This is a genomic window from Butyricimonas muris, from assembly GCF_046365375.1.
GTDB classification, from domain to species: Bacteria; Bacteroidota; Bacteroidia; order Bacteroidales; family Marinifilaceae; genus Butyricimonas; species Butyricimonas muris.
The window spans coordinates 192,979-205,461 of the sequence record NZ_JBKEIT010000010.1 but is presented as its reverse complement, the minus strand read 5'-3'; the positions used below and the strand labels follow the sequence as shown (position 1 = coordinate 205,461).

Below are 12,483 nucleotides of genomic sequence, written 5' to 3'. Positions count from 1 at the left end.
CGCTATTTTTGTTTTGAAAAATAAATACGACATGGAAGAATATTTCGCACACGAAACAGCCGTCATTGACGAAGGCGCAATCATAGGAAAAGGAACTAAAATATGGCATTTCTCACATATCATGAGCAATTGCCGCATCGGGGAAAACTGTAATATCGGACAGAATGTAGTAATCTCTCCCGACGTCATTCTGGGAAATCAAGTGAAGGTACAAAACAATGTATCGGTCTACACGGGCGTGACCTGCGATGACGACGTATTTTTGGGTCCTTCCTGCGTGTTCACGAATGTAACGAACCCGCGGAGTGCCGTGAATCGCAAAAGCCAGTACGCCCGGACGCACGTGGGTAAAGGTGCGACAATCGGGGCAAACGCGACCATCGTTTGCGGGCATGACATCGGGGCTTACGCCTTCATCGGTGCCGGGGCTGTCGTGACCAAAACCGTCCCCGCCTACGCCTTGCTGGTCGGGAATCCGGCACGCCAACTGGGATGGATGAGCGAATACGGGCATAGGCTGCATTTCGACAAAGACGGCATCGCCGAATGTCCCGAAAGCAAACAACGGTATCGCTTGCAAAACGGTATTGTAGAAAAGATTACAGAATAATAATATAAAATATTCCATCATGAATATAGCCATGGTAGACCTTCACGGGCAATACGAACGTATTCGGGAAGAGATAAACCACGCCATACAGGAAGTCCTCGACTCCGCGGCATTTATCAACGGACCGCAAGTAAAACAATTTGAACAACACCTCGCGGAATACAATCAAGTGGAGCACGCGATAACTTGCGCGAACGGAACCGATGCCCTGCAAATTGCCTTGATGGCCTTAGGCTTACAACCGGGAGACGAAGTAATTGTACCCGTGCATACCTACGTGGCAACGGCGGAAGTGATAGCCTTATTACATCTGGAACCCGTGTTCGCGGATTGTGTGGCAGACCGCTTCACAATAGACGTTACCCGGATTGAAGAAAAAATCACCCCCCGCACGAAAGCTATCGTACCCGTTCACCTGTACGGTCAATGTGCCGACATGGAGCCTTTGATGGAAATTGCCAAACGCCACAACCTCTTCGTGGTGGAGGATGCCGCACAATCCATCGGGGCGGAGTACACTTTCAGCGACGGACGGAAACTGAAATCCGGGTGTATCGGCGATATCGGTACCACTTCATTTTTCCCGTCCAAGAACTTGGGATGCTACGGGGACGGCGGAGCCTTATTTATCCGGGACGCCCGACTGGCAGAACGTGCCCGCATGATTGCCAATCACGGGCAAAAGATTAAATACCACCACGATATCGTGGGTTGCAATTCCCGGCTAGACACGTTACAAGCCGCCATTCTCGACGTGAAATTACGTCATCTCCGCGAATACACTGCCGCCCGTAACCGGGTTGCCGACAAATACGACGAGGGACTGGCTTCCGTCAAAGACATTATACTTCCCGCCCGGGCTACCAACAGCACGCACGCGTTCCACCAGTACACGATACGAGTGGGAGGCAAACGCAGGGATGAGCTGAAGACTTTCCTGCAATCCCAAGGCATCCCGAGCATGATATATTACCCGGTTCCTTTACACCTGCAACAAGCCTACCTCCGGGAAGGACAAGGGAAAGGCTCGTATCCCGTGTCGGAACAACTGAGCGAAGAGGTACTATCCCTGCCCATCCACACGGAAATGAAACCGGAGGTTCAAGAATATATCATACAACAAATACACGCGTTTTTTAATCAATAATACCCGTTCCATGAACATTATCACCATCGTAGGGGCAAGACCTCAATTCGTGAAAGCGGCAGTAGTCAGCCGGGAAATCAGCACTCACGACGATATTCACGAAACCATCATACACACGGGGCAACACTTCGACCCCAATATGAGTGATTTGTTTTTCGAGGAAATGCGGATTCCCGCTCCCGGTTATAACCTCAATATCAACAGCCTGAGTCACGGTGCCATGACGGGCAAGATGCTTGAAGAAATCGAAAAAGTACTTCTGGACAAGAAACCGGACTGGGTGCTTGTGTACGGGGACACGAACTCCACCCTCGCCGGGGCTCTTGCCGCGAAGAAATTACATATCCGGGTGGCACACGTGGAAGCCGGGTTGCGTTCTTTCAACATGACCATGCCGGAAGAAATCAACCGGATTCTGACAGACCGCATTTCCGATATCCTTTTCTGCCCGACGGAAACGGCTACCCGAAACCTGCAAAACGAAGGCTTCGACCATTTCGACTCCCGTGTCGTGCTATCGGGAGATGTCATGCTGGACGCCGCCCTTTTCTACCGGCAATACAGCCGTCCGCCACAAATCGAACTGAAGCGGGATTTTGTACTCGCCACCCTGCATCGGGCTGAAAACACGGATACTCCCGAATACTTGTCGGAAATCATCCGGGCACTGGAAACGATTTCACGGGAGCAAGACGTCCTTCTCCCCCTTCATCCCCGTACCCGGGCTAAACTGGAGGCTTCGGGCTATAATACCCGACTCTCCCCCATTCGTTTCATCGACCCGGTGGGATACCTTGAAATGATTCACTTACTGGACAAATGCTCGCTCGTTATGACAGATAGCGGGGGCTTACAAAAAGAGGCTTTCTTCTTCCGGAAATATTGTATCACGCTCCGGAACGAAACGGAATGGACGGAACTCGTTGACCACGGTTACAATGCCTTGGCGGGAAATTCATACGACAAAATTATCCAAGCCTACCGGGAGCAACCGCACCCTGACTTTTCTACCCCCCTGTACGGTGACGGACATGCCGCGAAAGCGATTGTCGATACTTTAATCGAGGCGTAAGATGAAAAAGAAAGTTCTGATTATTACCTACTATTGGCCGCCAAGCGGGGGACCGGGAGTGCAACGGGTGCTAAACTTCGCGAAATACCTGCCCAAGTACGGGTGGGAACCCGTGATACTGACCGTTAGAAAAGGCGAGTATCCCGCTAAAGACCCCTCGTTGGAAAAAGAAATCCCGTCGCACCTAAAGGTGTACAAGACAAAAACTTTCGAACCGTTCTCCATTTTCAAACTGGTTTCCGGCAAAAAGAAAGAGGACGCCATCGGTACCTATATTCTCTCCGAGAAAAGCCCGAACCTCGTCACCCGCCTCTCCAAATGGATTCGGCTCAACCTCTTCATCCCCGATGCCCGTGTCGGCTGGAAACGTTACGCCGTGAGGGAAGGAAAGAAAATCATCCGGTCGGAAAACATTGATTTGATTCTCACCTCCTCTCCTCCCCATTCGTTGCAACTAATCGGTCAAGCCCTTGCCCGAGAAACAGGGAAACCGTGGATTGCCGACTATCGCGACCCGTGGAAAGAGGTCGTTTACAACCAAAACTTGAAAAGGAGTGCCCGTGCCGAGCGTAAAGACCGTCGTCTGGAACACGACGCCTTGAATGCCGCCGATGGCATCGTGTCCATCAGCAAGGACATCCTGCAATTGCTCGAAAGCAAACGCGAAAAACCGCGAAACGGTTGTCTGGTCTTCAACGGTTACGACAACCGTCCGGCTCCCCTCCCGCGTAACGACTGCCCCGTGATTACTTACACGGGAGTACTTTCAGTCACCCGTATCCCGACACCCTTACTCCCCGCCCTTCGGGAATTGCGGGAAGAAAATATACGGTTCCGGCTGAAATTCATCGGGAACACCTGCCCCGAACTGCGACAACTCGTGGAGGAAAACGGGCTGACAGCCGACACGGAATACATATCCTATCTCCCTCACGACGAATCGATACGCCATATCAACTCGTCCGACGCCCTGTTACTTGTCATTGATAACGTACCGAACAACAAGGGCATCCTTACCGGAAAATTGTTCGAGTACATCGGGGCTCAACGTTCCATCCTCGCCATCGGCAATACCGAGGGTGAAGCCCGCCATATTATCGACGAATGTCAATGCGGGGAAATGGTCGACTACAATGACACGGAAGGTGCCAAAAGAATATTACGCAAGCTCCACGAGGCATGGCAATGTCAAACACCCGCCTACTCGTTCTCGAACAGTTCCCGTTATTCCCGGGAGGCAACCACCGGGGAGCTGGCTCACTTCATGAATCACGTGCTTTCCCGGCACACGAAATAAACAAGCCTATGAAACTGAAAAATGCCCTATTCTTCGGAAAAAGATTGTTGACCGATTTCAACGAGAACAAGCATCTGGCTATTTGCACGGACAACAAAAGCACTGAACTGACTTATTATTATTTTCTTTTTGAAGAGGACAAAATCAACACGCGGGGCGGCAACCACCCGTTCCAATTTGATGAAGCGGGTATTCCCCTCGTGCACTCCTACATCGACGTGGTTGACGGAAAAGGATATTACTATTACCCAATCACCATCGGGCAATACGCTTTGGCCGTGTTTCATAGCTGGCTCAAAACACATGATAGCGAAAAGAAAGCCTATTTCCTCCGTTTTGCCGATTGGTTCATGCAACAACGGGAGGAATCGCCCGAATTGGGTTGCTACTGGCTGACCGAAACCGCCAAACCGGAATACCGCGTCACCACCCCGTGGAAATCGGCATTCACCCAAAGCCGGGCTATCTCTATCCTCTTGCGGGCATGGCAAATGACACGAAACACGGAATACCTGCACGCGGCAACACTTGCCCTTATCCCTTTCACGAAAGATATATCCGAAGGCGGTGTTTCCGTTGACCGGGCAATCGGCGAAACGTTCTATGAAGAGTACACGGCCACCTGCCCTACCCGCGTGTTGGACGGGCATATATTCTCGCTCTTCGGTCTACACGATTACATTCGTGCCGTCCCGGAAGAAGTGAATCCCGACGGGCATGCCCTCGCCCTCCATCTATTCAAGGAAGGTGTGGAAGGACTTATCCACCAACTACCTAAATTCGACATGGGCTACTGGTCCCGCTTCAACCGCTGCGACCTGCCCGGTTACCCGCAAAACGACCCCTGTACTATCGGCTATCTCCGGCTGGTACGCCATCAATTGCTGGTACTCCACCAAATCACGGGTAAAGAAGAATTACACGCGTACAGTGAAAAATTCCGCCGGTACGACAATATCCGGAATATCCTGAAAATGTATCGCCATAAATTCAAGGCTCTGAAAAAACTGAACAGGTTATAGCCCTATCCCTTACTACCACTACATAACCCTTGCCCTACCTTATAAGTAGTGCATGAACGGAGCATATACACAGCATAAACACTGATTTACGTTTATGCTACGTTCATGCTACGTCCATGATACGTTCATGAGGTAGATCAAGGGTTAAGAATAGGCTGCCCAACCATAAAATAAGTATAGATATTCCGTATCTCTCTTTTTTGTGTTACTTTTGTAAAAAATGCAACCGATGTCCAATTAATTAACAAAGAATATGTGCGGAATAGCCGGAATATTTGAACGCAACAAGGATAACAAAGAATTGATGTCGGAAATGCTGACCGCCATAAAACACCGCGGTCCGGATGACCAAGCCGTCTATGTCCACCAGGATTTTACTCTCGGGCATCGGCGCTTGTCCATTATCGACGTGACAACTTGCGGGAATCAACCCATATTCAACGAGGATAAAACGGTTTGCGTTATTTTCAACGGGGAAATATACAATTACGAGGAGATACGGGAAGAATTAAAAAATAAAGGACACGTGTTTTACACGGCTACCGACACGGAGGTGCTGGTTCACTTGTACGAGGAACACGGTACCGGGTTCTTCAACAAACTGAACGGTATTTTCGCTTTTGCCCTGCTGGACATGAAGAACGAGCGCTTGATTCTCGCACGGGATCATTTCGGGGTGAAACCGCTTCACTATTTTTTGAAAGACGGCGTACTGGTATTCGGCTCGGAGCAAAAATCCATTATCCTTCATCCCAAGTACGAGCGACAACTCAACCTGAAGGCCTTACACGTTCACTTAAACTTGCGGTACACGCAAGGCAACGAAACCCTGTTCGAGGGAATCAAACGTATCCCGCCGGCACATTATGCCGTGTTCGAGAAAGGGTTGTTCACGGTAAAACGTTACTGGCAATTGTCTGTCGATGTCGATCGCTCCATCACGGAAGACGAAGCAAAGGAGCGGATGAACGCGTTGATCAAACAGGCCGTGAAACGCCAGCTGGTGAGTGACGTCCCCGTGGGAGTATATCTTTCGGGAGGGTTGGATTCTTCCGCTATCGTGCAAAAGATGCATGAATTGGGAGTACCGGAAATCAACACGTTTACCATGGGATTCAACGAACCCACGGACGAATTTCCCGACGCGCAACAGATAGCGGATTACTTTCATACGAATCATCACACGTTGAGTCTGTCGATGAACCCGATGCAACAAATGCCACAAGTTATATGGCACGCGGAAGAACCGAAAATCAATTTGTTGCAGGGATTCAACATGTCGGCGTTCGTCCACCCCACGGTGAAAGTTGTACTGGGGGGATTAGGCGGGGACGAGCTATTTGCCGGGTACGATATTCACAAGTTCGTTTACCCGTTCAACCAATGGCACCGCCATATGCCGCGATGGATGCAACGCTTCGGACGTTGGAAATCGGATTTTATTTTCAAACTACAAAATAATTCCAAGTCTTTGAGATATGACGAGTACCGACGGGGAGTACAAATGCTTCTCTCGATCGGGGACGTGGAACGCTTTTATCTTATCCTCCGTAACGCGTGGGATTACGACATGCCATTCTACAAGAATATTTACTCGGAGAAGTTTTTGCATCAACACCAAGCGGAACTTATTCCGGTTCACAAGGAGTTCGATAAGATTTTCAACGACGTGAAGAACGAGAACGCGCTAAATCAAGTGCTATACGCGGAGTTCCAGTCCAAAATGGTGAATGATTACCTGCTCACGGACGACCGGATGTCAATGGCTCATTCCGTGGAAGAACGGGTGCCTTTCCTCGACCGAGATCTGGTGGATTTCGGATTCTCTCTGCCCGTGGAACTGAAAATCAAGAATAACCAGACGAAGTATCTGTTCCGGGAAGCCATGAAACCTTATCTGCCGCCCAAAATCATCACCAAGAAGAAATGGGGATTCACGGTGAACCCGTATCTCCAGTTCAAGAAGGATTTGAAGGATACCGCCGAAAAGATTCTGACGAAGGAATACATCGAAAAACAAGGTATATTCAATTACGAATATATCCGGTATATCTTGGATTATCCGGCTCACCCGAAACTCCGGTGGCACTATAATTTCATTTGGATTATCCTAGGGCTCGCGATTTGGGAACAGCAATTTATCTATAAACGGGTGGAAGATAATATTGAGGCTTATTATTAAAGGGAAAATGTATGAAATATTCTATTATCATAGCCGTTTACAACCGATTGGATGAAGTGAAAGAACTTCTCGATAGTGCCGAAAGAATGGAAGGTGATCGGGAACTTTTTGAATTTCTTTTCGTGGATGACGGTTCGAAAGACGGTTTTCGGGAATTTATAGAGCAATACCGTTCGGCAAGCGGTTTGCAGATTCGTGCCGTCTACCAAAAGAATCAAGGTCCGGGAGCCGCAAGAAATCACGGGATGCGGGAAGCCAAAGGAGATTATTTTATCTTCGTGGATTCGGATTGCATGTTTCCCCCCCATTGGCTACGTGAAATAGAGAAAGTACAAAACGAACACCATTACGACGCTTTCGGCGGACCCGACACGTGTCATCCCTCTTTCTCCCCTCTGTTAAAAGCGATCAATTATTCCATGACTTCTTTTATCGGCACGGGCGGCACGCGAGGAAATAAAAAACATGTCGGACGTTTCTATCCCCGGAGTTTTAACATGGGCATATCCCGCGAAGTCCATGACACGATTGGAGAGATGGGAGGCCTTCGCCACGGGCAAGACATGGATTACTCGATGCGTATATACAATGCCGGATTCAATGTAGGACTTATTCCCGATGCTTACGTTTACCACAAGCGACGGACAAGCATCCCGAAATTCTTCCGTCAGATATTCAACTGGGGAGTGGCACGTATCAACCTCTCCCGTCGTCACCCGCACACGTTGAAAGTGGTACATCTGTTACCCGCGATCCTTATCCTCGGTCTGTTCGGATTAGCCATTGTGACCTGTTTCACGGGGCTAATATTCCCGATACGTGTCCTGTGGAGCATTGCCGGTTGCGGACTGCTGGCGGTTTGCCTGCTGGCTTTCCTTCAATCTTTGGGAAAGTATCACAGTCTCGCGGTTGCCTTCTTGTCAATCATCACGCTATTGATTCAAGTGTTCGCATACGGATTCGGGCTTCTGTGGGGAGGGTGGAATGCCTTGTTGGGCAAAGAGGTGAGGGGATTTTCAAAGAATTATTACGGAAATAAAAAGTAAGACATGAAAATAGGTGTCATATTAGATAAAGAGATCACGAGAGATCAACGGGTACTGAACGAGATCAAGGTTTTGGAAAATCACGGGCACGAGATACACGTTCTCTGTCCGGATTTGCTGAATATCGGACTATCGGGGACTATCGGCAAAACTAAAATCACACGCTTCAAGATGTCAAACAGGCAAAGAGAAATCCTGTTCGGAATCGTGAACCGTTTCCCGCTATACAACTGGATATGGCAAAAACAAATCCGTCGTTTCATAAAAAATACCGGGGTAGAAGCCTTACACACGCATGATCTGTACATGGCAAAACCCGTGTACACGGGCAGCCGCGAATACCGGCTCCCGATTACTCTCGACTTGCACGAGAACTTCCCGGCAGCGATACAATCCTACACGTGGGCAACGACTTTCCCGAAGAGTTTGCTCGTGGTTCCCAAACGCTGGGAAAAACTGGAAAAAAGATACCTTGAATATGCCGACAACATCGTCGTGTTGTGTCATAGCTTTCAAGAAGAGTTAAAACAAAAATACCCGTCACTCGCGGGAAAACGCTTCGTTATTTATCCCAACGTGCCGGACACGGAGGAACTTTTAAAACACGATACCGCTCCCGAAACGGTTGCCAAGCAAGATTTTATCATGTTCTATTTCGGGGCTATCGGTGTACGCCGCGGATTGATTACCTGTTTTAAAGCGTTAAAAGAACTTGCCCCGAAGTACCCGGATATAAAACTATTGCTTATCGGTCCTATTGATAAAGGGGATAAAGAAGTATTCAAGACCTATATGGATGATCCTCAAATAAAAGAGCAAATCATTTACCACAAATGGAAGGATCTGTCCGAGTTTCCCGCTTTTGCCCGCCAATCCGCTATCGGGTTATCCCCTTTAATCAAGAATCCGCAACATGATTCCGGTATTGCCAACAAGGTTTACCAATACATGCTGTTTGAAACTCCCGTACTGGTGTCGGATTGTACCCCCCAGTTGGAATTAATCGAAGAAACCGGAGGCGGAATGGTATTCCGGAACGAGGACGTGGGCGACCTCACGGAAAAAATCATCTATCTCTATCAACACCCGGAAGAACGGAAACGCATGGGAGAGAACGGGAAGAAAGCCGTGTTGGAAAAATACAACTCGGTAGTGGCAGGCAACACGTTGAATACGATATACTAACGATCTAAGAAAGACAACCAAAGTTTGCGCACATTCGAGAGAAAATGATGATTCCAATGCTCAGGGTGAGTCAATAACAGGATCACGGAATCACCTTGCTCGATAGCCTCGACAGGGGATTTACCGTATCGCCAGACAGAAGCGTCGGTCACCGAGGCATCCGATATGTAGGTCGTGATTCTTTCCCTCAAAGCTTCGTCGTAAGCCTCGAAAAGGATATCATGCTCTTTTTTGAACGTATCGTCCACGAGAATATGATTCGGGACACCCAGTTTCCTGTTCCAAGCCGCACCGTGGGAACAGAGAGAGGTCATGGAACCGAAACTCTTTCTAAATTCTTGGATTTCCCCGGCTAATTGTTGTTGACAGGAGAGAAGGATTTCGGAAGAAATCTCTTTTTTGTCTTTCAATTGCAAGTACCTCATCTTCAAGGCCAAGGTTTCGTAATGCAGTCCGACCTCGAATCCTTCACGAAGCATTCGTTTCACGAGAGAGGATTTCATGGTTAAATGCCGGAAATAATAAGAGGCATGAACTCCTAAACGCCTTTCCACCTCGAACATCCTTTCCGCCCCGCGGGAATCTATATCCACATCGTGACGAAGCAAGAGAACATGCCCCGACGGATAATCTTCCCGCACCCATTCAAGTAACGACATTACCCGATAGCCGTTCTCCAAAGCCCGTTTCAAGAGAGCTTCATACTCCCCTATCCGGTCTTTCTGCCGAAATAACTTATGATATATTCTTTTCCAGCGGTTCATCGGTTTATCCATGTCACTTTAGTCGGTTCAAAATGGAAACGTTTTTTAAATAAAGCTAACCCTCGGGAATTTCCCCAATAAGAGTCATAAATGATATACCTTACATCGTCCCGCTCAAAGCAACGCTGCACGACTTCCAAAAGCAAGAAATACACAACCCCTGCTTTCAGATAAGCGCCATGCCCCAATATATTATTTATAAATATCGTTTCGCCCAAATGCAATGTACGGATATACCCGACCAGTTTATCATCCATAAACACCCCGTACACGTCCATCCCCTCGCCCCGGGTAATATTTCCCCGCTGCAAATATTCTTGTTTTATCTCTTTTCCCTGCCGTACTTCCAATGAAGTGTTCACTTCAAAAATCTCATTCTCGAATAACTCCGGTTCAATAGACCGAAATTCAGCCCCTTTCTTGTGCGCCTGCTGATGAAAATACTTGACCGAGTTCTTGCCTTTCACCGTTTCGTAATACGCGGCGAAATCGTTATGATATTTACTTTTATCCAACAAGGCTATAGCTATTCTCTTACGAGGCACTAAAAATAAAAATTTAGCCTTTCGTTTACTAAATTCCCTACTCAATCGCCCGGCAACAACAGTCTTTCCCAGATTAACTGTTTTACGGGGCATAGAGGTCAAAGAAGACCAATAATATCCCAACATCAATTTCCAATTATCCCACATCCCCGTGATTCTTTGAAGTTCCACGTCATCGTAAAATTTCCATGCATAGAGCATAAAAGGATACGCGACCAACAACCCGATCTTGATAATGAAAGCAATCCATATATTCAACGGAGCCGTCAAAACGCTCAGAAGATAGATTGCCGTACCAACCGCAAGAACTTTTCCCAACTTACCCAACTCGTAGGGTATCGGATAAGCCTTTTGCGCGAAATAGTAGGGTATGCCCCAAGAAATTATTTGCGCCACCAAGGTTGCCAATGCAGCCCCGTACATTCCCATCGCGGGGATCAAAAGTATATTCAATCCCAGATTTATAAACGTGATCAAGATGATCGAGGAACTGATAATTTTTGTCCGTTTCGTGATTTGTAAACCGATAACGGAAGCATCCCGCAACATACCGAAGAATATCCCGAAAGTGATAAAAGGAACGATATACACGGAAGCATAATACGCAGGATTAGACGCCACCAAGGCAATCAATTCTCTGGATAATAAACTTAACCCCAAAACACAATACATTCCTCCGAAAGAGAGATAAGTAAATATCTTTGAATAAAAACGTCGATTGTTCGGGTCGTTTATTTTTTTCATCATCAAGGGCGTCAGTGCCAATTGAACGGAAGCAACGATGAATATTTTCAACGTGTTACCGATTTTATAACCGAATGCATAAAAGGCAACATCATCCATCCCTTTCATGTAATTCAGCATATATTTATCGAAAACGGTCAATAAACCGCCCACGATAGCGGGGAACATCAACGGGTAGCTATACGAAAGAATTTGCTTAATAGCTGCAAATTCCAATTTCAAGGCTGAATTTTTTATAATGAAAGGCAACAGGAGTAATATTTGGAATATAGCCCCGATCACTTGCGCCTCGTACACCCCGGTAATTCCCTTTTGCCGCCCCACGATAAAATAAACAGTTACACCCAAGGTAACGACCAATTTCAAAATATTGACTACCGAGAACTGCACGGAACGGCTTTTCAACCGCAACAGATCCAACACCGGTGCCACTATCGCGGATAAAACGGAATACACCAACAGCAAATTGAACACGTAAGGCAATTGTTCAAACGACTCCATTTTCTCCCCTGCCAACAACAACACCTCAATGGAGTCCCGGAATCCCCACAGGATCATACCCATCCCCACGGCTGCCACCGTGGTCATCAGCATTATCGTGAAGAACAGACTTTTCTGACGTTCCGCGTACTCCTTATCCCAATACCAACGCACGAGCCCGGCATAAAAAGCCAATCCCATGGCGGCAACCAATACTTGGGACGTTACGTCCAGAAGGCTCAGCATCCCGTAATCGGCGGGAGAAAAGAATTTTTCGTTCGTGTACAACGGAATCAGAATAAAACCGACCAACTTGGAAGCAAAGTTTCCAACGCCATACACGACGGTATGCTTCATGGTCTGTTTTATATCTCCGAACATCTTTTACG

10 protein-coding genes are annotated in these 12,483 nt (G+C 47.8%); 8 read left to right on the top strand and 2 right to left on the bottom strand.

The annotated features are described in order from the left end of the window. Nucleotides 1–31 precede the first annotated feature (31 nt). The 8 genes from ACK8P8_RS16655 to ACK8P8_RS16620 all read left to right on the top strand — a co-directional run bounded on the left by ACK8P8_RS16655 (nt 32) and on the right by ACK8P8_RS16620 (nt 9,561). Nucleotides 32–610: an acyltransferase gene (locus ACK8P8_RS16655; protein WP_099291161.1), complete on the top strand. Its 579-nt coding sequence runs from the start codon at nt 32–34 to the stop codon at nt 608–610. Nucleotides 611–629: 19 nt separating this feature from the next. Further along, nucleotides 630–1,757 carry a DegT/DnrJ/EryC1/StrS family aminotransferase gene (locus ACK8P8_RS16650; protein WP_369859616.1) on the top strand — a complete coding sequence of 376 codons (1,128 nt, stop codon included), beginning with the start codon at nt 630–632 and terminating at the stop codon, nt 1,755–1,757. Nucleotides 1,758–1,767: 10 nt separating this feature from the next. Then, entirely contained in the window at nt 1,768–2,829 is a 1,062-nt protein-coding gene (gene wecB, locus ACK8P8_RS16645) for a non-hydrolyzing UDP-N-acetylglucosamine 2-epimerase (RefSeq protein ID WP_369859615.1), read from the top strand. 1 nt (nt 2,830) lies between these two features. Then, nucleotides 2,831–4,126 carry a glycosyltransferase family 4 protein gene (locus tag ACK8P8_RS16640; protein WP_369859614.1) on the top strand — a complete coding sequence of 432 codons (1,296 nt, stop codon included), beginning with the start codon at nt 2,831–2,833 and terminating at the stop codon, nt 4,124–4,126. 8 nt (nt 4,127–4,134) lie between these two features. After that, entirely contained in the window at nt 4,135–5,148 is a 1,014-nt protein-coding gene (locus tag ACK8P8_RS16635; protein WP_369859613.1) for a D-glucuronyl C5-epimerase family protein, read from the top strand. 253 nt (nt 5,149–5,401) lie between these two features. Beyond that, a complete protein-coding gene (gene asnB / locus ACK8P8_RS16630; RefSeq protein ID WP_369859612.1) occupies nt 5,402–7,330 on the top strand; it encodes an asparagine synthase (glutamine-hydrolyzing) in 1,929 nt (642 codons plus the stop codon). A gap of 11 nt (nt 7,331–7,341) precedes the next feature. After that, nucleotides 7,342–8,376, top strand: coding sequence for a glycosyltransferase family 2 protein (locus tag ACK8P8_RS16625; RefSeq protein WP_369859611.1), 1,035 nt, complete (start codon nt 7,342–7,344; stop codon nt 8,374–8,376). Nucleotides 8,377–8,379: 3 nt separating this feature from the next. Then, nucleotides 8,380–9,561: a glycosyltransferase family 4 protein gene (locus ACK8P8_RS16620; RefSeq protein WP_227216844.1), complete on the top strand. Its 1,182-nt coding sequence runs from the start codon at nt 8,380–8,382 to the stop codon at nt 9,559–9,561. Here the strand turns inward: ACK8P8_RS16620 and ACK8P8_RS16615 are convergent. Together ACK8P8_RS16615 and ACK8P8_RS16610 are read right to left on the bottom strand one after the other, a co-directional pair. Beyond that, nucleotides 9,558–10,337, bottom strand: a complete 780-nt coding sequence (locus tag ACK8P8_RS16615) for a polysaccharide deacetylase family protein (RefSeq protein WP_369859610.1) — start codon at nt 10,335–10,337, stop codon at nt 9,558–9,560. The two genes, ACK8P8_RS16620 and ACK8P8_RS16615, sit on opposite strands and share 4 nt — an antisense overlap. Beyond that, entirely contained in the window at nt 10,322–12,475 is a 2,154-nt protein-coding gene (locus ACK8P8_RS16610; protein WP_369859609.1) for a lipopolysaccharide biosynthesis protein, read from the bottom strand. The genes ACK8P8_RS16615 and ACK8P8_RS16610 overlap by 16 nt, the downstream gene beginning before the upstream one ends. Nucleotides 12,476–12,483 lie beyond the last annotated feature (8 nt).

Bases quoted from the DNA above. Each gene is read 5' to 3' on its own strand.
- asnB (WP_369859612.1), top strand. From the start codon at position 5,402: ATGTGCGGAATAGCCGGAATATTTGAACGCAACAAGGATAACAAAGAA.
- ACK8P8_RS16655 (WP_099291161.1), top strand. From the start codon at position 32: ATGGAAGAATATTTCGCACACGAAACAGCCGTCATTGACGAAGGCGCA.
- ACK8P8_RS16625 (WP_369859611.1), top strand. From the start codon at position 7,342: ATGAAATATTCTATTATCATAGCCGTTTACAACCGATTGGATGAAGTG.
- ACK8P8_RS16650 (WP_369859616.1), top strand. From the start codon at position 630: ATGAATATAGCCATGGTAGACCTTCACGGGCAATACGAACGTATTCGG.
- ACK8P8_RS16610 (WP_369859609.1), bottom strand. From the start codon at position 12,475: ATGTTCGGAGATATAAAACAGACCATGAAGCATACCGTCGTGTATGGC.
- ACK8P8_RS16640 (WP_369859614.1), top strand. From the start codon at position 2,831: ATGAAAAAGAAAGTTCTGATTATTACCTACTATTGGCCGCCAAGCGGG.
- ACK8P8_RS16620 (WP_227216844.1), top strand. From the start codon at position 8,380: ATGAAAATAGGTGTCATATTAGATAAAGAGATCACGAGAGATCAACGG.
- ACK8P8_RS16615 (WP_369859610.1), bottom strand. From the start codon at position 10,337: ATGGATAAACCGATGAACCGCTGGAAAAGAATATATCATAAGTTATTT.
- ACK8P8_RS16635 (WP_369859613.1), top strand. From the start codon at position 4,135: ATGAAACTGAAAAATGCCCTATTCTTCGGAAAAAGATTGTTGACCGAT.
- wecB (WP_369859615.1), top strand. From the start codon at position 1,768: ATGAACATTATCACCATCGTAGGGGCAAGACCTCAATTCGTGAAAGCG.